The sequence below is a fragment of the Halomonas sp. 5021 genome, assembly GCF_036663435.1.
Lineage (GTDB): Bacteria > Pseudomonadota > Gammaproteobacteria > Pseudomonadales > Halomonadaceae > Vreelandella > Vreelandella janggokensis.
Window position 1 is genome coordinate 398607 of sequence record NZ_JAXOVU010000002.1, and the last position, 22787, is coordinate 421393.

Consider the following 22787-nt stretch of genomic DNA (forward strand, 5'->3'; position numbering starts at 1 on the left):
CGTACCTCCTTAGCCATGGGCCATCGCCGTCGACGTGGGGCGATGGTAAATCAGGTGGCGGCCGGGCCGCGCAAAGCCTGCCAGTAGCAGGCCCGATGCCTGGGCCTGCTCCACCGCGAGCGCCGTGGCCGCGGAGACCGCCACCAGGGCACCAATACCGGCACTGGCACATTTGTGCACCATCTCGTAGCTGGCGCGACTGGTGACCAGCGCGAACCCTTCGTCGAGGGGGCTGGCCTCGCGGGCAAGGGCACCAATCAGTTTGTCCAGGGCGTTATGGCGGCCCACATCCTCGCAGAGCCGTTGGATGCGCCCCTGGGCATTGCACCAGGCGGCACCGTGGCTGGCGCCAGTGGCTGCCTGCAGCGGCTGGTGGGCGGCCAGTTCCTGCAGGGCGCGCTGAATGGCGCCATCGCTCACAGGCGGCGCCACCACATGGGGAATCGGGCGGATGGCCTGCTCCAGGGCTTCGGTGCCGCACAGGCCGCAGCCGGTGCGCCCTGTCAGGCTGCGCCGGCGCTGTTTGAGTTCGGCCATCCGCTGGCTGGCAATGGTGAGATGAACGGTGAAACCTTGGGGCGCTTCATGGATATCGAGGTCATAGCACTCGGTGACATCGGCCAGGATACCCTCGGAAAGACTAAAGCCCAGGGCAAACTCTTCTAGATCCGTCGGGCTGGCCATCATCACTGCGTGAGAAATGCCGTTGTAGACCAGTGCCACCGGCCTTTCCAAGGCCAGAAGATCCCCCTGGGCATCGGCGTACCAGCCGTTAGTACCCCGGTGCACTTCCACCTGCTGGCGCATCAGGGCGGACTGCGGCGCTGGTGCCGTGTCGTTCATCGATGCACTCATGGCGCCTCCTGCTGAGCCTTGGCCAGGTAATCACGCTGGGCCAGGTCAAAGGCACTAAAGCGCTGCTGCCAGGCCGACGGTTGGCTGACTTTTTCCACCTGCACCGCCGTGACCTTGTATTCCGGGCAGTTGGTGGCCCAGTCCGAGTTGTCCGTGGTGATGACGTTGGCGCCGCTGCCGGGGTGGTGGAAGGTGGTATACACCACGCCGGGTTGCATACGCTCGCTGAGTCGCGCGCGCAGGACTGTCTGGCCTGAGCGGCTGGTGATGCCCAGCCAGTCGCCGTCGCGCACGCCGCGCAGCTCGGCGTCAGACGGGTGCAGTTCCAGCACGTCCTCATCGTGCCAGCGCTGGTTGTCGGTGCGTCGGGTCTGGGCCCCTACGTTGTACTGGCTAAGGATCCGCCCGGTCGTCAGCAGCAGCGGGAAGCGGCGATTGGCGCGCTCCTCGGTGGCCACGTACTCGGTAATCGCAAAGCGCCCCAGGCCGATGGGGAACTCAACCTCGTGCATGGTCGGCATGCCCAGCGGGTACTCGGCGTTGCAGGGCCACTGCAGGCTGCCGTGCTCTTCGAGCTTGGCGTAGCTGACGCCCGCGAAGCTTGGCGTCAACTGGGCGATCTCGTCCATGATCTCGGACGGATGGGTGTAGTGCATCGGGTAACCCAGCGCATTGGCCAGATCCTGGGTGACTTGCCAGTCTTCCTTGCCGGCCACCGGGGCCGTCACCTTGCGTACCCGGTTGATACGTCGCTCGGCGTTGGTGAAGGTGCCGTTCTTCTCCAGGAAGCTGGAACCCGGCAGCAGCACGTGGGCGAACTTGGCCGTTTCGTTGAGGAAAATATCCTGCACGATCAGGCAGTCCAGCGACGTGAGCGCCGCCTCGACGTGCTGGGTGTTGGGATCGGACTGGGCGATATCTTCGCCCTGTACGTAGAGCGCCTTGAAGGTGCCTTCAATGGCGGCGTCGAACATGTTGGGAATGCGCAGCCCCGGCTCGTCGTCGAGCGTCACGCCCCACACCGACTCAAAGCGGCCCCGGGCGGTGGGGTCGGCCACGTGCTGGTAGCCCGGTAGCTCGTGGGGGAAGGAGCCCATGTCACAGGAACCCTGGACATTGTTCTGGCCGCGCAGCGGGTTCACGCCCACGCCCTCGCGGCCAATGTTGCCGGTGGCCAGGGCCAGGTTGGCAATGCCCATCACCATGGTGGAGCCCTGGCTGTGTTCGGTTACTCCCAGTCCGTAGTAAATCGCGCCGTTGCCCGCCGTAGCGTAGGTACGTGCTGCCTGGCGAACGGCCTCGGCGGGCACGCCGGTGATGGCTTCGGTCGCCTCCGGCGAATGGCGAGCCTCGCCGATAAAGTCGCGCCAGGCGCGGTACGCTTCGGTATCGCAGCGCTTGGCGACGAACTCCGTGTCCTCGAGGCCTTCGGTGACCACCACGTGGCCCAGCGCGTTGACCAGCGCCACGTTGGTGCCCGGGCGCAGCGGCAGGTGCTGGGCCTCGCTCATGTGCGGGGTCTTTAAAAGGTCGATGCGGCGCGGGTCGGCGACGATCAGCTTCGCCCCCTGGCGCAGGCGCTTGCGCATCATCGAGCCGAATACCGGGTGGGCGTCGGTGGGGTTGGCTCCGATCACGATAATGGCGTCCGACTTCATCACCGAGTCGAAGGTCTGGGTGCCCGCCGACTCGCCCAGCGTGGTCTTCAAGCCGTAGCCGGTGGGCGAGTGGCAGACCCGCGCGCAGGTGTCGGTGTTGTTGTTGCCAAACGCCGCGCGGATCAGCTTCTGCACCAGGTAGGTTTCTTCGTTGGTACAGCGCGAGGAGGTAATCCCGCCGATGCTTTCGCGGCCGTGCTCGGCCTGAATGGCTTTCAGGCGGCTGGCGGCAAAGCCGATCGCCTCTTCCCAGCTGACTTCCCGCCAGGGCTGGTCGATGCTGTCGCGGATCATCGGCGTGGTCAGGCGATCCGGGTGGGTGGTGTAGCCGAAGGCAAAGCGCCCCTTCACGCAGGAGTGGCCGTGGTTAGCATCGCCGCCCTTGTAGGGCACCATGCGCACCAGTTGGTCGCCCTTCATCTGGGCTTCAAACGAGCAGCCCACGCCGCAGTAGGCGCAGGTCGTCACCACGCTATGGTCCGGCACGCCTTGGTCGATCACGCTCTTCTCCATCAGCGTGGCCGTGGGGCAGGCCTGCACGCAGGCCCCGCAGGAGACGCAGTCCGAGTCCATGAAGGCGTCGTTCTGGCCTGCTGATACTTTGGATTCGAACCCGCGGCCATCGATGGTTAGCGCGAAGGTGCCCTGGACTTCGTCGCAGGCGCGCACGCAGCGCGAACAGAGGATGCACTTGCTGGGATCGAAGGTGAAGTAGGGGTTGGACTCGTCCTTGACCGCCTCCAGATGATTCTCGCCCGTAAAGCCGTAGCGCACTTCGCGCAGGCCGACGCTACCGGCCATGTCCTGCAGCTCGCAGTCGCCGTTGGCCGGGCAGGTCAAACAGTCCAGCGGGTGGTCGGAGATGTACAGCTCCATTACGTTGCGGCGCAGCTTGGCGAGCCGCTCGTTCTGGGTGGTTACCTTCATGCCTTCCACCACCGGCGTGGTGCAGGAGGCGGGAAAGCCCCGGCGCCCCTCTACCTGCACGGCGCACAGCCGACAAGAACCAAAGGCTTCCAGGCTATCGGTGGCGCACAGCTTGGGAATGTTGATATCCGCCAGCGCCGCCGCGCGCAGTACCGAGGTGCCTTCCGGCACGCTGATCGTCACGCCGTCGATATCAAGGCTCACCGAGGCAGTGCCGACGGTCTGAGCAGGGAAGGGCGTGCCAAGGTCTTTGCAATGCCCAGCGTTGCCGGCATGCTGGCTGGGGTCGAAGTGCTGAATCATGATCTGTCTCCATTCGCCGGACGCTGGAAGTCGCCGGGGAAGTGTTTCAGGGCGCTCTGCACCGGGAAGGGGGTCATGCCGCCCATGGCGCAGAGCGAACCGTCGACCATCGTTTCGCAAAGGTCGTGGAGTAGAGTGAGGTTGGCGTCGCGATTGTCGTTGGCGCGAATGCGGTCGATCACCTCCACCCCCCGGGTCGAGCCGATACGACACGGTGTGCACTTGCCACAGGATTCCACCTTGCAGAACTCCATCGAAAAGCGCGCCTGCTCGGCCATATCGACGCTGTCATCGAACACCACCACGCCGCCGTGCCCCACGCCTGCGCCCACCTCGGCGAAGGTTTCGTAATCCAGCGGCATGTCCCATTGGCTTTCGGGCAGGTAGGCGCATAGTGGCCCGCCCACCTGCACGGCACGTAGCGGGCGGCCGCTGGCTGTGCCGCCGCCGAAGTCTTCCATCAGCGTGCGCAGCGTAGTGCCAAAGGCGAGCTCTACCAGACCGCCGCGCTTGACGTTGCCCGCCAACTGCAGTGCCAGGGTGCCCCGCGAGCGGCCCATGCCGTGATTGGCGTAGGCCTCGGCGCCTTCGGCCAGAATGAACGGTACGGCGGCTAGCGAGAGTACGTTGTTGACCACGGTAGGGCGGCCGAACAGGCCCTCAATTGCGGGCAGAGGTGGCTTGAAGCGCACCAGCCCGCGCTTGCCTTCGAGGCTTTCCAGTAGCGAGGTCTCTTCGCCACAGATATAGGCACCGGCGCCCAGACGCACTTCCAGGTGGAAGGCGTGGCCACTGCCAAGGAGGTCGCCGCCGAGATACCCGGCGCTCTCGGCGCGGCGAATGGCCTCGTCGAGGATCTCTTTCGCCAGCGGATACTCGGAGCGCAGGTAGATATAGCCTTGCGTCGCGCCCACCGCGAGCCCGGCGATGGTCATGCCCTCGATCAGCATGTAAGGGTCGCACTCCATCGCCAGCCGGTCGGCAAAGGTGCCGGAGTCGCCCTCATCGGCATTGCAGACGATGTACTTCTGATCGGCGGGCGTATCAAGCACGGTCTGCCACTTGATGCCGGTGGGGAAGGCCGCCCCGCCGCGCCCGCGCAGGCCGGAGGCTTTGACTTCCTCGACGATGTCCTGAGGCTCGCGTTGCAGGGCTGCGTCCAGGCCGCTAAAACCACTGTGGGCGCGATAGTCGTCAATCGACAGCGGGTCGGTGATGCCAATGCGCGCGAAGGTCAAGCGCTGCTGGCGGGCGAGGTAGTCAATTTCTTCCGTGGGGCCCAGTGCCAGGGGATGGCTGACGCTACCTTCGAGCAAGCCGTTGTCGAGCAGCGCCGCTACATCCCCCGGCGTTACGGGGCCGTAGGCGAAGCGCCCAATGGGGGTTTCAACTTCCACCAGCGGCTCAAGCCAGGCAAGACCGCGGGAGCCATTGCGCACCAGCGTGATGGGTTGGCCGCGTGCGGCGGCCTCCTTCTCCAGTCGGCTGGCGACCGTATCGGCCCCCAGTGAAAGCGCGGTGGTATCTCGGGGGACAAAAACGCGAATGCTCATCCCATCACCTCCAGCGGCCGGGTTTGTAGCTCATCTATCAATTCATCGAAGGCGTCCGGCGTGACGCGGCCGCGTATGCTGTCGTCCACGCGGATCGACGGGCCGCAGGCGCAGTTGCCCAGGCAGTAAACGGCTTCGAGGGTGATTTCGCGATCCGCCGTGGTCTGGTGGTAGTCGACCCCCAAACGCGCCTTGGCGTGGGCTTCGAGCTTACGCGCCCCTACCGACTGACATGCCTCTGCGCGGCAGATCTGTACGACGTGGCGCCCCGGCGGCGTGGTGCGAAAGTGGTGGTAGAAGCTGATGACACCGTGCACTTCGGCACGTGTCTGGTGGAGGGCATCGGCGATGATGGGTACCGCTGCCTCTGGGATGAAGCCGATGCGATCCTGAAGGGCGTGGAGGATCGGCAGTAGGGCGCCGGGCTTGTGCTTCAGGGCGTCGACCTCGGCCTGAATTGCCTGCGGCGCCCACGCCTGGGAATGGTTCATGATGCCCACCTCACAACTGCTTATTATGTTTTAAATATGCACAGCTTTTCATATTTAAAAAGACGTGCATCACGGTTAAGACAAAGCTAGCATCAAGTTATTGACTAAAAAATATGAAATAGTGTGCCTATGAAACGGATCAAGGTAACGCCGACCTGGTGCTTTAGCGATGAAGAGGGGCACCGGCTCGATCCCAACCTTTTGCGCCTGCTGGGGGCGGTTCATCGCCACGGCAAGTTGACCCATGCCGCCGAGGAAGCGGGGATTTCCTATCGCCACGCGTGGAATCTACTGCGCCAGGGCGGGGAGTTCTTTGGTGTGACTTTGGTAGAAATGGCGCGGGGGCGAGGGGCGCGGTTATCGCCGCTGGGTGAGAAGCTGCTATGGGCCGAGCAGCGCGCCACCGCTCGGTTAAGCCCGCAGCTTGATAGCCTGAGCTCCGAGCTGAACCTTGCCATTCAGCAGCACCAGGAAGGCGTGCACCCCGTCCTGCGCCTCCACGCCAGCCACGGGTTTGCGATAGAGCTGCTGCCGCAGCATCTGGGTGAGCTGCAGCTTTATCTGCAGTACTGCAGCTCGCTGGAAGCGCTTGCAGCCCTGAACCAAGACCGCTGTGATCTGGCGGGCTGCCACCTGCCCAGGGGGGTTGTGGGGGAAAAGGCACGGCGTAAATACCGCCGCCTGCTCAAACCCCGCTATCATCGGCTGATAGGATTTATCGCCCGCCAGCAGGGGCTAATGGTGGCGCCAGGTAACCCGTTGGGCATTGATGGCGTTGCCGCACTGGCCGACAGGCCGGTGACGTTTATCAACCGGCAGGCGTCGTCCGGAACCCGGGAACTGCTGGACAGCCTGCTGGCCGAGGCCGGTATTTCAGCCGCCAACGTCAATGGTTACGGGGTTGAGGAGTACACCCACTCGGCGGTAGCGGCCTATGTGGCGGCGGGCATGGCGGATGTTGGCTTTGGTGTCGAGGCCGCCGCGCAGCGGTTCGGGCTAGATTTTGTGCCGTTGGCCACTGAAGACTACTTGCTGGCGTGCCATCATCGTTCCCTGAAAGAGTCGCAATTTACCGACTTTTTGCAGGTGTTGCGCAGCGCTTCCTTCCAGGAAGCGGTGCAGTATCTGCCAGGCTATAGCCCCAGCCAGTGTGGCGGCGTGATCGAGATCGGCAGCTTTTTATAAGGGGGTACTGGTTGATCATGGGCCTGTCACTGGACAAACCCTTTTCGATGGTTATCTGCCGGGCGTTGGTTAGCCGCTGGTCGACGTCGCTTGTTGAGCATTACGCTCACGCAAATGATTAATGACGCCGCCTTGCGCAATCAACGTTTTCTGGCGCTCCGTCAGCCCGTGGTGCAAGGTCATTGTCCCCTTGCCGGGGACCTCGGCGATCAAGTCATCGCCTTTGGCAAGTTGGTTGTAAAGATCCCTGATCACAATCATGTCTCCCTGACCCAAGCGCTCGCTATCTTCGGGGTGGCAAAAGGTGAGCGGTAAGGCGCCAAAACAAATCAGGTTCTGCCAATGAATGCGGGCAAAACTCTTGGCGATCACCACCTGCAAGCCCAGGTAGCGGGGCACCAGCGCGGCATTCTCGCGACTTGACCCTTGGCCGTAGTTAACACCGCCGACAATCACATGACCGCCCTGGGTGCGGGTGGTGTCAGCACGGGTCGCGTAGGTATCATCGACGGCTTCAAACGTGAATGGGGCCGACGCATAGATGCTGCTCCAGTAAGGCAGCACCCGCTGACCGGCAGGCATGATGTCATCGGTTGAAATGTTGTCGCCGACGACCAGTAATACGGGTACTTCCAGCGTATCGGGGAGGGGGCTCAACGCCGGTAGTGCCGGTGTGTTGTCCGTTTTTTGCAGGGGCTTGAGGCGGGCTTCTTCAACAGGCAGCGGCGCGTTAAACAGCGCACGGTTGATGACTATCTTGTCTGGCTCGGTAATGCGCGGATACGCCATGGAAAGCGTTCGTGGGTCGGTAATGACCCCGGCCAGCGCCGAGGCAGCCGCCGTTTCCGGGCTGCATAGAAAAACGCTGTCTTCCCGTGTGCCCGAGCGCCCCGGAAAATTACGCGGTACCGTACGCAGGCTGTTGAGCCCCACGGCAGGGGCTTGGCCCATGCCGATACAGCCGTTACAACCTGCTTGGTGGAGTCGCGCGCCACTGGCAACAAGATCAGCCAGATAACCCTGTTGAATCAGCGTGGTGAGTACCTGACGAGAAGACGGGTTGATGTCCAGCGAGACACCGTCGGCCACCTGTCGGTCGCGGACGATTTCCGCCACGACCGCAAAATCACGATATCCCGGATTACCTGAAGAGCCGATATAGGCCTGATGGAGTGGCTGGCCTGCCGCTTCGCGAACGGTGACGACATTATCCGGGCTGGAAGGCAGTGCGATCATGGGTTCCAAGGTCGCGAGGTCAAGATGATCGTTGAGTTCGTAGCGACAGCCGGATTCCGCGGCCAGTGGCTGCCAGTCACTCTCCCGTCCGCGAGCCGCCAGAAAGCGACGGGTTTCTTCGTCGCTGGGGAAGACCGTGGCCGTCGCGCCCATTTCAGTGCCCATGTTCGCCAATACATGGCGGTCCATGGCGGAAAGGTGGGCAAGCCCGGGGCCGTAATATTCGATCATCGTGTTTTTGCCACCGGCAACGCCGTGCCGACGTAACAGCTCGAGAACGATGTCCTTGGCGGACACCCAGTCGGGCAACTGGCCTTCCAGCTTAATGCCCCAGATCTTGGGCATGGTGATATACAGTGGTTCGCCCGCCATGGCCATGGCGACTTCAATACCGCCTGCGCCAATGGCCAGCATCCCCAGCGCCCCTGCCGCCGTGGTGTGGCTGTCGCAGCCGACGATCGACTGACCGGGGACGCCGAAGTTTTCCATATGCACCGGGTGGCTGATGCCATTGCCAGGGCCTGAGTACCACACGCCGAAACGCTCGCAGGCACTTTTCAGAAACAGGTAGGTTTCTGCATTCAGGTTGTCCGCTTGTACCAGACCGTGGTCGATATACTGCACGCTGGGCTGGGTATGGACACGGTCCAGGCCCATGGCTTCGAGTTCCAGCATGACCAGTGTGCCCAGCACGTCCTGAAGCAACGCCTGGTTGATCTCCAGAGCGATTTCGCTACCCGGGATCATCTCGCCGCTGACGAGATGGCGCTGGATTAACTGCTGGGAAAGGTTCAAAGGTTGGGCGGATGTCACGGACTGAGTCATTGTTATTCACCGTCGGTGGAGTTGCGTTACACCTGGGCAGGCAGGGGATAGCGACGATCGGCGCTGCCTGCTTTGCCTACCTGCCCTGGGGTGTCGTGGCCGATCAAATCGGGGAGAGTGGCACAGGCCTCAAGCAGCGCGGGCAGATTGACACCCGTGTTCACTCCCATCTGCTCAAACATGTGTACCAGGTCTTCCGTGCACACATTGCCCGTTGCGCCGGGGGCAAAGGGACAGCCGCCCAGCCCTCCCAGCGAGGCATCGAAGCGGGTAATGCCGACCTGCCAGGCGGCCAGCGCGTTGGCAAGGCCCATGCCCCGGGTATTATGAAAATGTAGCGTAAACGGTACGCCAGGGAAGCGTTTCAGTACCTGAGCACACAGCGCGCTCACCTGAACCGGATTGGCAACACCGGTGGTATCGCAGAGCGTGACACCCTCTACGCCCAGCGCCAGCTGTTGTTCGATGAGGTCGAGTACCCGCGCTTCAGGCACATTGCCTTCAAACGGGCAACCAAAGGCCGTCGACAGCGAGGCGTTGATAAACACGCCGCTGCCCCTGACGGTATTAATGATGTTGGCAAACTGCTGGAGTGACACTTCGGGCGTCATGCGCAGGTTGGCCCGACCGTGGGCATCGCTTGCCGACATCACCAGGTTGATCTCGTCGACACCGCAGGCAAGTGCACGCTCAGCACCTTTCAGGTTAGGTACCAGCACGGTTATGTCGACGCCTTGACGACGTTGAATGGCGCTGACAACCTCGGCGGCATCACTTAGGTTGGGAATCGCCTTGGGCGACACGAAGGAGGTGGCCTCGATGCGCGCAATGCCGGTGGCGGTCAGGGCATCAATCAACGCCACCTTCTGGTCGGTGGGTATAAAACGTGATTCGCTCTGAAAGCCATCCCGAGGAGCGACTTCGTTGATTTGTAGCGTCTCCATCGTGCCCTCTCAAGGTTAGATAATGCCTGCATGGCGCAGTTTTTCACGGGTTTCGGTATCGATGCCCAACTCGTCAAGCACTTCATCGGTATGGGCACCCAGCGGCGGGCCACCTTGCCCAAGCCTGCCGGGCGTGGCGCTCAATTTGGGCAGGACGCCCGGCACCTTGAGCGAACGACCGTCGGCACGCGTCACGGTCTGAATCATTTCGCGGGCCAGGTAGTGCGGGTCGTTGGCAATATCCGCAGCGGTGTAGGGGTAGCCTGCCGGCACGCGCGCCTCCTCCAGGAGGCGCAGTATCTCGTCGCGCTCCCGGGTCTGGGTCCAGGCCTCGATAGCGGCATCGATTGCCTGGGCATGCTGGGAACGGCCATCGTTATGCGCCATGGCAGGGTTCTGCGCGAGGTCGTCGCGGCCAATGACCTGCATCAGGCGCTTGAAAATACTGTCGCCGTTGCCTGCGATAAGCACATAGTCACCCTGCTGCGTACGGTATGCATTCGAGGGCGTGATGCCCGGCAGTGCGCTACCACTGGGTTCGCGGACATGACCGGTCGCATCGTATTCGGGCAGCAGGCTTTCCATCATGGCAAAGACGGACTCGTAGAGCGCGACGTCAATTTCCTGCCCCAGGCCGCTGCGCTGTCGTTCCTGAAGAGCAAGTAACGTGCCTATCACGGCGTATAGCGCGGATAGCGAATCACCGATGCTGACGCCGACCCTTACCGAGGGTTCATCCGGCTGGCCGGTCAGGTAACGCAGCCCGCCCATCGCCTCACCGATGACCCCGAACCCTGGCTTGTTACGGTAAGGGCCGGTCTGGCCGAAGCCGGAAACGCGCACCATGATCAACCCGGGGTTATGCGCGGCCAGTGCTTCATAGCCAAGCCCCCAGCCCTCTAGCGTGCCGGGGCGAAAGTTTTCAACGATGACATCCGCCTCTACCGCCAGGCGGCGCACCATTTCCTGGCCTTCTTCAGTACGCAGGTCGAGCGTTACCGAGCGCTTGGTACGGCTTTGCACATGCCACCAGAGCGAGGTGCCTTCTTCGAGAATCCGCCATTTACGAAGGGGGTCGCCGGTGCCGGGGGGCTCGATCTTGATCACGTCAGCGCCAAATTCGCCGAGAAGCTTGGTGGCAAACGGGCCTGCAATCAGTTGGCCAAGCTCTACGACTTTCAGTCCATCGAGGGGAAGCTGGCGCGTGGTCATAATAAGAGCTCCTGATAACCCTGTTGATGCCGTTATTGTCAGTTTGTTTTCCACCTAGCATCGGCGAGCTGGCGTGTGAGAACAATTAAGCAATCAGGAACTAGGTGTTCGTCATGGACGAAGCCTAAGATGGCGAGGTACGTTCTTTTACCCCAATAGCAGGGCGGTCAGCGCGATGCTGCGATTTGATTTTGTTACCTTGAAACTGTTTGTTGCCATTGCCGATGAGGGGCGGCTCACCGCCGCCGCTGAGCGTGAACACCTTGCCGTGGCAGCGGTCAGCAAGCGCGTCAGCGACCTGGAGGCGCTGGTGGGCACCGAACTCTTGTATCGCCGCCCCCGGGGAGTTGAACTTACCCCGGCAGGCCGGGCGTTTTTACACCATGCCCGACGCATTCTCGAAGACGTGGCGCGAATGCAGGCCGAGCTGAGCGAATACGGCGAAGGGGTGCGCGGTCATGTGCGCATCCATTCCAACACCTCGGCGATCATCGCCTTTCTTCCCCAGGATTTAAGCGCCTTTGCCCTGACCTACCCGCAGATCAAGATCGACCTGCAGGAACGTACCAGCAGTGAAGCGATTACCGCCGTGCGCGATGGCGTGGCCGATATCGGCATTTTTGCCAGCCATGTGGCGGCGGATGAGCTGGAGGTAAAGCCCTACCGGCGCGATCAGCTGGTCCTGGTGACGCCGCAGGATCATCCGCTGGCTGTTCATCAGCAGCTGCATTTGCATCAGGCCGCTGAATACGACTTTGTAGGCTTGCAACAGGACACGTCGCTACAATCGCTCCTGCATGAGCAGGCCAGCCAGGCGGGAAGAACCCTGCGCATGCGAATTCAGGTACGCAGCTTTGATGCGATTTGCCGCATGATTCACTACGGCATGGGCGTTGGTGTATTGCCCCAGCAGACGCTGTATCGCGATTTGAAAGATTTAAAGTTATGCATGATCCCCTTGGCCGACGAGTGGGCCAAGCGCGAGCTGGTGGTGGGAATGCGTCATTACGCTACTCTGCCGCTGGTGGCCCGCCACCTGGTCGATCACCTGTTGGCGCCTCATACCCCCGAACAGCCTCTGTAGCTTTAAACCGACCATGTTAAACGCATCGGCAAAGCGATAACGTGCATGAACATCACAACCCAGGAGAAGGGCATGACCGAGAGCATTGCAAGCGAGGTGAGAGCCCTCACCTTTGATGTCTTTGGCACGGTGGTGGACTGGCGCAGTAGTGTCATTCGGGAAGGCCAGCAGTTGGGTGACGCCAAGGGCCTCAACATCGACTGGGCACGCTTTGCTGACGAGTGGCGCGGAGGCTATGCACCGGCGATGGATCGCGTGCGCCAGGGTGAACTGCCATGGACTCGGCTGGACGAGTTGCATCGGATGACGCTGGACCGGTTGCTCGATGACCATGGCCTGGCCGACTGTCTGGATGAAACCGAAAAAGACCATTTGAACCGGGTCTGGCACCGCTTGACGCCCTGGCCTGACAGCGCTGAGGGGCTTTCAAAGCTAAAACAGCGCTATGTGTTGGCCACGCTATCCAACGGCAATGTCTCGCTGCTGGTGAACATGGCGCGCAACGCTGGCCTGCCCTGGGACTGCGTGCTGTCATCGGAGCTCGCCGGGCACTACAAGCGTGACCCGGAGGTGTATCAGATGGCAATGCGACTGCTCGACCTCAAGCCGTCGCAGGTAATGATGGTGGCGGCGCATCAGGATGACCTCCAGGCCGCCTATCGGCAGGGGATGCGCACCGCCTTTATCAAGCGTCCCCTGGAGCACGGACCCGACGCCACACCTGATTTATCCATTGATCCCCGCTTCGATTTCGTCGCCGAGGACATCATCGACCTGGCGCGACAGCTGCTATGAAACTCGACCCGACCTCACTCAGACTGTTCGTGCGCGTGGCTGAAACGGGCACCATCAGCGGCGCGGCCGATGCTTCGTTCATGGCGACTTCGGCCGTCAGCAAGCGGCTTAGCGAGCTGGAAGCCTACTTCAACACGCCACTGCTCAAGCGCAACAATCGAGGTATCGTGCTGACGCCCGCCGGGAGTGCTCTGCTGAATCTATCCCGTGGCGTACTGCATAATCTGGAAGACCTCGATCTGCAGATGCGCGACTATTCCAGTGGTCAACGCGGCATGGTGCGGGTGTTCGCCAATATGTCAGCGATCACGCAATACCTGCCCAACGAAATGCGCGTTTTTTTCGAGCAGCACCCGGATATTGGCGTGCAGTTGGAAGAGAAAGTAAGCCCCATCATTACCCGCGAGGTCATGAACAACAACGCGGATATCGGGGTTTGCGCCCAACTGTTGCATGGCTACGACCTCATCGAGTTTCCCTACCACGTTGATGACCTTGTGCTGGTGGTCCCCAAGCAGCATCCGCTTGCCGAGCGGGAGCAGATCGATTTTCGCGAGTGCCTGGACTATCCCCATGTGGGACTGCATACCGCGAGTGCCATCAATCTGGAGATTATGCGCGCCGCCAGCATGGTCAATAAGACACTGCGTATCCGTATTCAGGTGACCAGCTACGACGCGCTATGCCTGATGGTCCAGGAAGGCCTGGGGATCGGCGTGTTGCCCCGCGGTGCCATTCGTCAGTACGTCGATGGCCTCAACGTCAAGGTGCTGGCGATCCGGGACAGCTGGGCACGGCGTCGGCTGAGTATCTATGTGAAAGATTTGGACAAGCTCTCCATGGCCGCCCGGGTGTTGGTCGACCATTTGGTGAATGCCGCGGCGGTGCGTTGATTGGCGGGCTCTCCAAGTCAGCTGTTGTGCACTTTCCTCGTCCAGCTTTCGCGTTTGGAGAAGGCAGGTTCATCAATCACCAATATACAGCTACCCACCTTTAGCGCTATCACTCTAGCAACCATCAAGCGATGTTCCCCTGCTTGGTGAGTTTTCGGGAGGGGCGCGACCTTGGCCTCCCACAGCAAACAACAGCACAACATGCTTCCCGACGCTGAGAGGAAATAACAATGACTGCAATAAAACTACGCCACCTACTGCCCGCTTCCCTGTTGGTCGCTGGTGCGCTTACGACAGGCACTGTTCAGGCACAGACCGCGCTTAACATGGGCGCTGTGCCCACCGGTACCGGCTGGTTCTTTGGTATCTCGGAAGGCGCGCGCGTGATAAGCGCCAATTCAGATTACGAAATTACCGTACGTGAAACGGGCGGCACTCGTGAAAACGCCATACGACTGAATAACGGCGAGCTTGACCTGGCGTTCACCGAAGCCCTGGTGGGGTATGAGCTCTATAACGGCGTGGGCCGTTTCGAGGACACGCCCAACCCGGATGTGCGGCTCGTTTACTGGATTGCGCCGTCCACCATGCACTGGGCGGTTCGCCAGGATAGCGATATCGAAACCTTTGAAGACCTGAACGGCGAACGCTTCAACCCCAGCAGCATTGGTGGGGGCGGTGAGTACATTACCGAGCAGGTGTTTGGCATCCTCAATATCGAGCCGGACTTCCAGCGCATGCGGGTAAACGATGCGGCGGAAGGCGTTACCGATGGTCGCCTGGTGGGCTTTAGCTACAACGGTGTGCCGCCGATCCCGCTGTTTACCGAGGTGCATTCCTCACGCCCGCTACAGTTGCTGTCGCTGACGGACGAACAGGTGGAGACCGTGATTGAAGAGTTGCCCTTTCTCTCGCCTGCCATTGTACCGGCGGATACCTATACCGGGATGAGCGAAGCCCAGTCGCTGGGGATCTACATGGGCGTGGCGGCAAGCACCGAGCTTGACGCCGATACGGTGTATGAACTGACCAAGGCGTACTGGGAAAACCACGACGAAGTGGCTGCTTCTTTCAAGCCAGCGGCAAGCGTTGAGCCACAGACCGTAGTGGATACCGCCACCTTCCCGCTGCATGCCGGGGCGCTGCGGTATTACCAGGAGTTGGGTCTGGACATTCCGGAAGACATCATTCCGCCTGAAGCTCAGTAAGCACACTCTTGAGCCCCCGCCGGTATCCCGGTGGGGGCGTTAGCTATCAGCCTGACGCGTTGCTCGACCGTCTTTGGTCGGGCGGCGCGGGAGTTCCCCCCATGGATACCACTAAGAATCCCAATGTTGTTGAAAAGTATCAGGAGGATTCGGGCAAGCGACAGCTCTCGGGCTTCTGGTTTGTGGTGGTGCGCACAGCCGCCGTTGCGATGGCGATTTTCCACCTCTATACGGCCGTTACCGGGCCGGTGAATACGCAAAACGCCGTTCACCTGCTGTTTGCAATGCCGCTGATTTTTCTGGCTTACCATTGCCGGGTACGGGATGCCCAGAAGATCCCCTGGTTTGATCTTGTCCCGATTGTCATGAGCGTCGTGATCAGCGGTTACTACGTTTATCACTTCGACCGCATCATCTATCAGCTGGGCTATCTAACGCCTACCGCGCTGGATCTGGTACTGGGCGTGAGTGCGATCTTGCTGCTTCTGGAAGCCTGTCGCCGCGCTATCGGTCTGGCCTTCCCGATCCTGGTGCTGATCGCCCTGGCGTATGCAGCCTTTGGGCAACACCTGCCCGGCGTGTGGGGCCACGGCGGCTTTCGCTGGGACGATCTGGTGGCGACTTTCTACCTCGGCCCCACTGGCATCTTTGGCAGTCTGATGCGCACCTCCTCCACGGTGATCGTCATCTTCATCATGTTTGGAGCGCTGCTGGTCACGACCGGCGGCGGCGATACGTTCATGCGGCTTTCCACCGCCGCGACCGGCGGAATGGCAGGCGGGCCCGCCAAAGCGGCTACCTTGTGTAGTGCCATGTTTGGCAGCATCAGCGGTAGCACGGCGGCCAATGTGGCCACCACCGGGGTGTTTACCATTCCGCTGATGAAGAAAAGCGGCTATAGCCCGCGTTTTGCCGCGGCGACTGAAGCGTCGGCATCGACCGGCGGACAGATTCTGCCGCCCATCATGGGTGCGGCTGCGTTCGTCATGGCCGATGTAATATCGACCAGCTACCTGGACATTATCAGTGCTGCCCTGATACCGGCGCTGCTTTTTTACCTGGCTATCTGGATGAGCGTGCATTTTGAAGCCAAGCGCCTAGGGCTGGACCCGATTCCCAAAGACCAGCGGCCAAGCTTGCGCGAAGGGTTTTTCAACGTAGAAACCTTACTGCTGCCGCTGATCGTGCTGATTACCATGCTGATACTGCGCTATACACCGACAACCGCCGCGGTGGCAGCGTACTTCACGGCGATGGTGCTGTATCTGGTATCGCCACGCAGTCAGGGAACGCTATGGGAGCGGGTAAAATCCCTGCCGGCGGCCCTCGAAGCCGGTGCCATGACAGCGGCCATGATTGCCGTCATTATCGGCAGTGTCGCGCTGATTGCCGCGGTGATCAGCCTGACGGGGCTGGGGCTCAAGGTGTCCTCGCTGATCGTCATGGTGAGCGGCGGTGATGTGCTGATCACGCTTTTGCTGGCGATGGTGGTGGCCATTATTCTGGGGATGGGCCTGCCCACGGTCGCCGCTTATATGCTGGCGGCATCGGTGGTCGCGGCGGCCTTTATCGAAGCGGGGCTGCCAAGTCTTTCGGCACACCTGTTTATCCTTTATTTCGCGATTCTGTCAGGCGTGACGCCGCCTGTCGCGCTGGCGGCTTATATCGGTGGCGCGATTGCCGGTTCGCACTGGTTCCGTACGGCACTGACGGCCACCAAGATTTCGCTGGGCGGCTTCCTGATTCCCTTCATGTTCATTTACCACCCGCCGCTTCTGGGCCAAGGCACGAAGCTGGAAATTGGCATGGCAGTGGCATCCGGGGTGCTGGGGATTATTGCCCTGGCGGCATCGACCATCGGCTATTTTGCGCGCCCATGTTCCTGGTTAGAACGTGGACTGCTGCTGTTCGCCGCCCTGATGCTGATCAATGGGCAAGCCATCACCGATGTCGCCGGGATTGCCGTTATAGCAGGTATCTTCGCGTGGCAGCGTTTTGCGACCCATACGCCTAAAGGCGCTACCCCGCTTGCTTCTGAACCTCCCAAGGAAACGCGCTCATGAAGGTAGTGATCCCCGATGATTATCAGGATTGTGTCCGCACGCTGGATGCCTTTGCCAAGCTGGCAGGTCATCAGGTCACCGTCTATAACGACACGGTGACCGATGAAGACCAGTTGGTGGCACGCTTTCAAGACGCCGAGGCGCTGGTGCTGATTCGCGAGCGCACACCGATAACCGCGTCGTTGCTGGCGCGGCTACCCAAGCTCAAATTGATCAGCCAGACCGGCGGTGGGGCGGCTCATGTAGATATGGCGGCCTGCCGCCAGCACGGCGTGACCGTGCTGGCGGGTACCGGCTCGCCCTATGCGGCCGCCGAGCTGACCTGGGGGCTGGTGCTGGCGGCGATGCGGCATATCCCTGACGAGGTGAACAACCTCAGGGCCGGGCGCTGGCAGCGCACGCTGGGTACCGGCTTGAAAGGCCGCACGCTGGGTATTTTTGGCTACGGCAAGATCGGCCAGCTGGTGGCGCGTTACGGTCAGGCGTTTGAAATGGAGGTGCTGGTGTGGGGTCGGGAGACGACCCGTGAACGAGCCGCGGCCGCAGGGCTTGAGGTGGCGGATTCCCAGGCGGACTTCTTCGCGCGCAGCGATGTGCTCAGCCTGCACCTGCGGCTAAACCCGGAAACCCGCGGCATCGTCACCGCCGAAAACCTCGCCGCCATGAAGCCCACGGCGCTGCTGGTGAACACCAGTCGCGCCCCGCTGGTGGAAGACGGCGCGCTTGAAGCTGCCCTCAACGCCGGGCGGCCGGGCATGGCCGCCGTGGATGTGTTCGATGACGAACCGGTGTGGGCGCACCCGTTACTGGAACTGGCGAACGTCGTGGCGACCCCGCACCTGGGCTATGTCGAGAAAGACAGCTACGAACTCTATTTTGGCGATGCGTTCGACAACGTCGTGGCTTTTGACACAGGCCAGCCGGTGCGTGATCTGGCCGCAGGGGAATAACGATTCCCCTGCATTTATCAACTCAGCCCGACCAGCCAAGCCACATCGGCACGTAAACCACCAATAGAAGTACGCCGATCAACCCCAGCAGGTACGGCACGATAGCCTGGGTGATGCGCTCCAGCGGCAGTTGCGTCACCGAGGAAGCCACATAGAGGTTGATGGCCACCGGCGGGGTAATCATGCCGATAGACAGCCCCACCACGATAATCAGGCCAAAGTGGATCGGGTCGATGCCCAACTGCAGCGCAAGCGGCAGCAGCACAGGGGTCAGAATGATCAACGCGCTGGCGGTTTCGATAAACACCCCGGTAAGCAGAATGACCGCGACGATCAGCAGCATGATCACGTACGGGTCGGTGGACAGCGACAGCACCGACTGGGCGATGGCCCCGGGTACCTGCCAACTGGACAGCGTCCAACTGAGCACCGCCGACATGGCAATCACCAGCATGATCACCGACGTGGTCATCGCCGAGCGAATCAGCAGTTGGTACACATTGCGGATCGTCAAATCGCGATACACAAACAACGACACCATAATGGCGTAGTTGACCGCGACCACCGCCGCCTCAGACGGCGTGAAAATGCCCGAGAAGATGCCGCCAAGGATAATCACCGGCGTCATCAGGCCCCAACTGGCGTCTTTGAAAGTACGCAGAATCACAGGCAAAGACAGAGGCGTGCCCTTGGGATACTGCCGCCGATAAGCCTGGGTAATGGCGATTGCCATCAGCCCCAGGCCCATCGCCAGGCCCGGCAGAAAGCCGTTCAAGAACAGCTTGGATACCGACTGCTGGGCGATCACCGCGTAGATGATCATCGGCACCGACGGTGGAATCACCACGCCAATGGTGCCGCTGGCGGCGATCAAGCTGGCGGCGGAGGCGGGGTCGTAACCCTTGCGCTTGAGTTCCGGCACCAGGCTTGAACCGACGGCGGCGGTGGTGGCCGCCCCCGAGCCGGAAATGGCGGCAAAGAACATCCCCGCCATGATCGAAACGAGCGACAGCCCGCCGCGCATGAAGCCCACCAATGAATCGGCAAAGCTCACCAGCTTTTCGCTGACCTTACCCTGGGCCATTAAATCCCCGGCCAGAATAAACATCGGGATCGCCACCAGGGCGAAGGAGTTAATCCCCTGGAACATCTGCTGGGGCACCACCATCAGCGGCACGCCCGCCTGATAAAGCGCAAACAGCGTGCTGGCGCCAATCGCAAAGGCGATGGGCACGTTGAGCAGCATCAAGGCAAAAAACAGCCCGAACAGGAGCATCGTCATGACGGTGTCTCCCTTGGCTCGTGGGTATCGCCGGTGACGACCAGTTCAACGGCATCGACCAGGGCGTACCAGGCCATCACGGCGGCGCAGAAGGGCACCACGGCGTAGACATAAGACATCGACACGCGCAGCGCCGCCGACTTCTGGAAGCTCTGTACCTGCATGTATTCCACGCTAATCACCGCCAGGGCAATCAAGAACGCCACGACCACCAATGAGGCCAGCAGCCGCGCTAACAGGCGAAGCCGAGCGGGCAGGGCATCGACGGCAAAGGTGACCGCGATATGTCGGCCGCGCTGGAACGCCAGGGTGCCGGCAAGAAACGTCAACCACACCAGCAGAAAACGGGCGACTTCTTCGGTCCACTCCACGGCGGTGAACAGTACGCGGGAAATGATTTGTAGTGTGATAACGCCAATCAGGGCCGCCATGGCCATAAACACCACGGGCTGGATGATGGCATCCAGCCCGTGCTCAACACGGCGCAGCCCCGCGATCAGCGCGCGGGTGCGTTGGGTCACTTATTCCAATGCCTCCCGAATGCGCGGTAGATAGTCACCAAACTGCTCGGCGTATTCGTCATAAACCGGCTGCACGGCTTTCTGGAAGGCCTCAATGTCCGGCGAGTCATTGATTTCCATGCCCGCCTCGCGCAGCTCGGCCAACTGCTCGGCTTCCATCTCAGCATTGACCTGGCGTTCATGCTCGGCCGCTTCCTGAGCGGCTTCCTCCAGAATCACCTGCGCGTCTTCGGGGAGCTGGTTCCATACCGAAGACCCCATGACAAAAATCGCCGGTGCATACGTGTGGCGCGAGAGCGTCATGTAGTTCTGGGTTTCGTCCAGGTTGAACGAGTGGATCACGTTGACCGGGTTTTCCTGGCCGTCGATGGTGCCCTGTTGCATGGCCGTCAGGGCTTCGGTCCAGGCCATGGGAATGGCGTTGGCGCCCAGGGCGCGGAACGTATCGGTGTATACCGGGTTTTCCATCACGCGAATGCGCAGACCATCGATATCTTCCGGCGCGTTGACCGGGCGTTCGCTGTTGGTCAGGTTACGGAAACCACGCTCGGCGTAGGCCAGGCCTTTCAGGTTGACCTCGGAGAGCTTGTCCAGCAGCTCCTGACCGATGGGACCATCGAGCACTTCGTAGGCGGCTTCCGGGGAGGGAAACAGGAACGGCAGTTCGAACACCGCCATTTCCTCGACAAAGTTGGCCACGGGCCCGTTGGTGATCACGCCCATATCGACGGTGCCGATCTGCATGCCTTCGAGCAGCGTACGCTCATCGCCCAGCGAGGCGTTGGGGTAGATCTCGATATCCACCTTGCCGTCGGTGCGTTCTTCAACAAGCTCTTCAAACTTGGTGGCGGCGATATGGAAGCCATCCTGCTCGTTCACCACATGCGCCAAGCGCAGGGTAACGGGGTCCATATCGTCAACGGAGGCATTAGCGGCACCTACCAGCGCCAGTGAGATGCCCAGTGCCAGCGTGCTACGTACAAATGTTTTCATTTTATTGTGTTCCCGGTTCTTGAGGTTCAGAGATGCCTGTTAAGGATGCACCAAGGAACTGAAAAGGGTCAATTGACTTAAGCCGCTAAGCGCTCCCGCGGCTGGACACAGCCCGCCCGCGCGGGTAGGATACGCCCCCTAAGCGCCCGTAGCTCAGTTGGATAGAGTATCGGCCTCCGAAGCCGAGGGTCGCAGGTTCGAATCCTGCCGGGCGCGCCAAATTGTGAAAAAAGGGCCTGCGAGGAATCGTGGGCCTTTTTTTGGTTTGGCTGTTATTTGCCAAGAGCGGTCTTTTAGGTAGTGCTGATATAACGCTTTGGTCACCGTAAAATTAGGAGCGCAGCGAGTAATTTTTTCACGTGCAGCACTTGTTATGCATTTGGCTCGCCCATGATCTTTTCCCACTTGTCTTCATAAGTCAGTAGGTTGTTCCGCACCTTGTACCTGCCAGAATCACTTTGTGAGACGTAGATGACTCCCGGTTGATTCTCGGCATACTCGGACTTAACCTCGTTCTTGGTTAAAATGAAGTACTGGACAGGGTCATCGAATACCACCAACACAAGGTAGTCATACTCTTTTTCAAGATTACTGATTGAATTATTGGTGCTTCCATTTTGAAGCTCGGTGGCCTTCACTTGCACGCGGGCGACGGTTCGATCTAGGCGAACCACTGTTATATCATAGTGTGGCTGCCTGAATGAGATCGCCGAATATGCTTCCACGTCTTTGCGAATCAACTCTGCAAGGACGAGGTATTCCGCAACCTTTCCGCTGTGTTCCATCTTTTTCCTCTTTGCTCCAATGCCTAACGCCGCCAGCACGCGCGGCTACAAAATGGAGGCGAAGCCGCAATGTAGTAGGCGTCGTCGTGACCGGCCTCGTTAAGAGATTTACTCATGCCAGCTCGAAATATCTACGCTAAATTTATTAAGGTTAATGGCGCTACCTAATGGTTTTTTGAATAAAACTTCCATTTCACTGCATGCGGGAAACGAAGCCGGAATTTCAGCCCCATCTCATTTACGTCGATCGGATGCTGTCCAATACACCAAAGTAGCGCCAATACTCCCCTCGACATGCATTTCCAGAGAGTTTACGCCGATTTTAACAACATGATTTTTTCTGGCATTATTTCCTCAATAAACTGATGGGTCAATATTTCCATTAACTCAACAACCGATTCATGGTTTATTTTTTCAATCAAAATACCATCGGTATCATCGAAAAGATTGCTTACAACCTCTGTTATCGCTTCGTCAATCTTTTTAACAAAGTCAAAAATTACTGCAAAGCATTGATCTGCGGTGGTTTCAATTTCTTCAATTTAAATTTTAAACGTTGAATCTTCTATGTGCGTAAATCCACTCAGACGGTTGATGGTAGGTATCAATTCTCTAGAAACCTCATCTATTTCGTCAATACAAAGCTTTTTCGTTACAAAGAAATCAGAAAGGCCGCCTTGAATCGCAAATTTTATGCGATGCTTTCGAGTAATGCCTGTAGATGATGCTTTATTCGGCTCAAACAATTGACATCTCCGCAGCTCATCATATGGCGCTAATCGGTGAAAAACATGCCTAGTTAATTCGCGCAGAGCAAGAGCATAGGTAAAGTTGTTTAGCCTGAGTGTTTTTTTCAGAAGGTTAACAAACGCTGAATCCAATAACTCTTTTTCAAAGCCATCAAGAAGGACACTATTAATTCTTTCTTGATATTGCTCTCTCAATCGATCCATCCGTCCTCCTAACGCCTTGTTAAACAGCAGCCGAAGCTAAGCGTAGGCTGTCCGGTGGAGGCCGCCTTTTT

At 60.0% G+C, this 22787-nt stretch carries 19 protein-coding genes and 1 tRNA gene; 8 read left to right on the forward strand and 12 right to left on the reverse strand.

Features of this window, described 5'->3' with window-relative positions; genetic code table 11:
- Positions 1–9: 9 nt before the first annotated feature.
- The 4 genes from fdhD to R3F64_RS05570 are packed head-to-tail and all read right to left on the reverse strand — an operon-like array spanning position 10 to position 5787.
- A complete protein-coding gene (gene fdhD, locus R3F64_RS05555; RefSeq protein WP_199284208.1) occupies positions 10–855 on the reverse strand; it encodes a formate dehydrogenase accessory sulfurtransferase FdhD in 846 nt (281 codons plus the stop codon).
- Positions 852–3743: a formate dehydrogenase subunit alpha gene (gene fdhF, locus R3F64_RS05560; RefSeq protein WP_332610271.1), complete on the reverse strand. Its 2892-nt coding sequence runs from the start codon at positions 3741–3743 to the stop codon at positions 852–854. Before fdhF ends, fdhD begins: the two co-directional genes overlap by 4 nt.
- On the reverse strand, positions 3740–5296 hold the full coding sequence (locus R3F64_RS05565; RefSeq protein ID WP_332610272.1) for a formate dehydrogenase beta subunit: 1557 nt from the start codon (positions 5294–5296) through the stop codon (positions 3740–3742). Before R3F64_RS05565 ends, fdhF begins: the two co-directional genes overlap by 4 nt.
- On the reverse strand, positions 5293–5787 hold the full coding sequence (locus tag R3F64_RS05570) for a formate dehydrogenase subunit gamma (protein WP_332610274.1): 495 nt from the start codon (positions 5785–5787) through the stop codon (positions 5293–5295). Before R3F64_RS05570 ends, R3F64_RS05565 begins: the two co-directional genes overlap by 4 nt.
- A gap of 129 nt (positions 5788–5916) precedes the next feature.
- On the opposite strand from R3F64_RS05570, the gene R3F64_RS05575 reads away from it, so the two are divergent.
- Entirely contained in the window at positions 5917–6972 is a 1056-nt protein-coding gene (locus R3F64_RS05575) for a substrate-binding domain-containing protein (RefSeq protein ID WP_332610276.1), read from the forward strand.
- A 69-nt stretch (positions 6973–7041) separates the two neighbouring features.
- Here R3F64_RS05575 and R3F64_RS05580 read toward each other — a convergent pair whose 3' ends face one another.
- The 3 genes from R3F64_RS05580 to R3F64_RS05590 are packed head-to-tail and all read right to left on the reverse strand — an operon-like array spanning position 7042 to position 11189.
- Positions 7042–9033 carry an aconitate hydratase gene (locus R3F64_RS05580; RefSeq protein WP_332610278.1) on the reverse strand — a complete coding sequence of 664 codons (1992 nt, stop codon included), beginning with the start codon at positions 9031–9033 and terminating at the stop codon, positions 7042–7044.
- A gap of 26 nt (positions 9034–9059) precedes the next feature.
- Positions 9060–9977, reverse strand: a complete 918-nt coding sequence (locus R3F64_RS05585; protein WP_199284203.1) for a hydroxymethylglutaryl-CoA lyase — start codon at positions 9975–9977, stop codon at positions 9060–9062.
- 15 nt (positions 9978–9992) lie between these two features.
- Positions 9993–11189 carry a CaiB/BaiF CoA transferase family protein gene (locus R3F64_RS05590; protein ID WP_199284202.1) on the reverse strand — a complete coding sequence of 399 codons (1197 nt, stop codon included), beginning with the start codon at positions 11187–11189 and terminating at the stop codon, positions 9993–9995.
- Between the two features lie 175 nt (positions 11190–11364).
- Here R3F64_RS05590 and R3F64_RS05595 point away from each other — a divergent pair, with 175 nt between their 5' ends.
- From R3F64_RS05595 to R3F64_RS05620, 6 genes are all read left to right on the forward strand, one after another.
- Entirely contained in the window at positions 11365–12273 is a 909-nt protein-coding gene (locus tag R3F64_RS05595) for a LysR family transcriptional regulator (protein ID WP_085919398.1), read from the forward strand.
- Between the two features lie 72 nt (positions 12274–12345).
- On the forward strand, positions 12346–13068 hold the full coding sequence (locus R3F64_RS05600; protein ID WP_332610280.1) for a haloacid dehalogenase type II: 723 nt from the start codon (positions 12346–12348) through the stop codon (positions 13066–13068).
- Positions 13065–13961, forward strand: a complete 897-nt coding sequence (locus R3F64_RS05605) for a LysR family transcriptional regulator (RefSeq protein WP_085919396.1) — start codon at positions 13065–13067, stop codon at positions 13959–13961. Before R3F64_RS05600 ends, R3F64_RS05605 begins: the two co-directional genes overlap by 4 nt.
- A gap of 230 nt (positions 13962–14191) precedes the next feature.
- Positions 14192–15169, forward strand: coding sequence for a TAXI family TRAP transporter solute-binding subunit (locus tag R3F64_RS05610; RefSeq protein ID WP_085919395.1), 978 nt, complete (start codon positions 14192–14194; stop codon positions 15167–15169).
- A 101-nt stretch (positions 15170–15270) separates the two neighbouring features.
- Positions 15271–17232 (forward strand): TRAP transporter permease, encoded by a 1962-nt coding sequence (locus tag R3F64_RS05615; RefSeq protein WP_332610281.1) that lies wholly within the window; start codon positions 15271–15273, stop codon positions 17230–17232.
- A complete protein-coding gene (locus tag R3F64_RS05620) occupies positions 17229–18182 on the forward strand; it encodes a D-2-hydroxyacid dehydrogenase family protein (RefSeq protein ID WP_332610282.1) in 954 nt (317 codons plus the stop codon). The genes R3F64_RS05615 and R3F64_RS05620 overlap by 4 nt, the downstream gene beginning before the upstream one ends.
- A gap of 22 nt (positions 18183–18204) precedes the next feature.
- Here the strand turns inward: R3F64_RS05620 and R3F64_RS05625 are convergent, their stop codons facing one another.
- Genes R3F64_RS05625 through R3F64_RS05635 form a run of 3 tightly spaced genes read right to left on the reverse strand, consistent with a single transcriptional unit; the run spans position 18205 to position 20978 of the window.
- Entirely contained in the window at positions 18205–19464 is a 1260-nt protein-coding gene (locus R3F64_RS05625) for a TRAP transporter large permease (protein ID WP_085919392.1), read from the reverse strand.
- Positions 19461–19985: a TRAP transporter small permease gene (locus tag R3F64_RS05630; protein WP_264824870.1), complete on the reverse strand. Its 525-nt coding sequence runs from the start codon at positions 19983–19985 to the stop codon at positions 19461–19463. The genes R3F64_RS05625 and R3F64_RS05630 overlap by 4 nt, the downstream gene beginning before the upstream one ends.
- Entirely contained in the window at positions 19986–20978 is a 993-nt protein-coding gene (locus R3F64_RS05635; RefSeq protein WP_085919391.1) for a TRAP transporter substrate-binding protein, read from the reverse strand. It abuts the gene before it with no gap.
- Positions 20979–21120: 142 nt separating this feature from the next.
- Here R3F64_RS05635 and R3F64_RS05640 point away from each other — a divergent pair.
- A tRNA-Arg gene (locus R3F64_RS05640) sits at positions 21121–21197 on the forward strand.
- Between the two features lie 152 nt (positions 21198–21349).
- Here R3F64_RS05640 and R3F64_RS05645 read toward each other — a convergent pair.
- Together R3F64_RS05645 and R3F64_RS05650 are read right to left on the reverse strand one after the other, a co-directional pair.
- Entirely contained in the window at positions 21350–21763 is a 414-nt protein-coding gene (locus R3F64_RS05645) for a hypothetical protein (protein WP_332610284.1), read from the reverse strand.
- A gap of 542 nt (positions 21764–22305) precedes the next feature.
- On the reverse strand, positions 22306–22716 hold the full coding sequence (locus tag R3F64_RS05650) for a hypothetical protein (RefSeq protein ID WP_332610286.1): 411 nt from the start codon (positions 22714–22716) through the stop codon (positions 22306–22308).
- Between the last annotated feature and the right edge of the window lie 71 nt (positions 22717–22787).

Bases quoted from the DNA above. Each gene is read 5' to 3' on its own strand.
- R3F64_RS05645 (WP_332610284.1), bottom strand. From the start codon at position 21,763: ATGGAACACAGCGGAAAGGTTGCGGAATACCTCGTCCTTGCAGAGTTG.
- R3F64_RS05575 (WP_332610276.1), top strand. From the start codon at position 5,917: ATGAAACGGATCAAGGTAACGCCGACCTGGTGCTTTAGCGATGAAGAG.
- R3F64_RS05610 (WP_085919395.1), top strand. From the start codon at position 14,192: ATGACTGCAATAAAACTACGCCACCTACTGCCCGCTTCCCTGTTGGTC.
- R3F64_RS05650 (WP_332610286.1), bottom strand. From the start codon at position 22,716: ATGGATCGATTGAGAGAGCAATATCAAGAAAGAATTAATAGTGTCCTT.
- R3F64_RS05585 (WP_199284203.1), bottom strand. From the start codon at position 9,977: ATGGAGACGCTACAAATCAACGAAGTCGCTCCTCGGGATGGCTTTCAG.
- R3F64_RS05600 (WP_332610280.1), top strand. From the start codon at position 12,346: ATGACCGAGAGCATTGCAAGCGAGGTGAGAGCCCTCACCTTTGATGTC.
- R3F64_RS05565 (WP_332610272.1), bottom strand. From the start codon at position 5,296: ATGAGCATTCGCGTTTTTGTCCCCCGAGATACCACCGCGCTTTCACTG.
- R3F64_RS05570 (WP_332610274.1), bottom strand. From the start codon at position 5,787: ATGAACCATTCCCAGGCGTGGGCGCCGCAGGCAATTCAGGCCGAGGTC.
- R3F64_RS05615 (WP_332610281.1), top strand. From the start codon at position 15,271: ATGGATACCACTAAGAATCCCAATGTTGTTGAAAAGTATCAGGAGGAT.
- R3F64_RS05595 (WP_085919398.1), top strand. From the start codon at position 11,365: ATGCTGCGATTTGATTTTGTTACCTTGAAACTGTTTGTTGCCATTGCC.
- R3F64_RS05625 (WP_085919392.1), bottom strand. From the start codon at position 19,464: ATGACGATGCTCCTGTTCGGGCTGTTTTTTGCCTTGATGCTGCTCAAC.
- R3F64_RS05635 (WP_085919391.1), bottom strand. From the start codon at position 20,978: ATGAAAACATTTGTACGTAGCACGCTGGCACTGGGCATCTCACTGGCG.
- fdhD (WP_199284208.1), bottom strand. From the start codon at position 855: ATGAGTGCATCGATGAACGACACGGCACCAGCGCCGCAGTCCGCCCTG.
- R3F64_RS05605 (WP_085919396.1), top strand. From the start codon at position 13,065: ATGAAACTCGACCCGACCTCACTCAGACTGTTCGTGCGCGTGGCTGAA.
- fdhF (WP_332610271.1), bottom strand. From the start codon at position 3,743: ATGATTCAGCACTTCGACCCCAGCCAGCATGCCGGCAACGCTGGGCAT.
- R3F64_RS05590 (WP_199284202.1), bottom strand. From the start codon at position 11,189: ATGACCACGCGCCAGCTTCCCCTCGATGGACTGAAAGTCGTAGAGCTT.
- R3F64_RS05580 (WP_332610278.1), bottom strand. From the start codon at position 9,033: ATGACTCAGTCCGTGACATCCGCCCAACCTTTGAACCTTTCCCAGCAG.
- R3F64_RS05620 (WP_332610282.1), top strand. From the start codon at position 17,229: ATGAAGGTAGTGATCCCCGATGATTATCAGGATTGTGTCCGCACGCTG.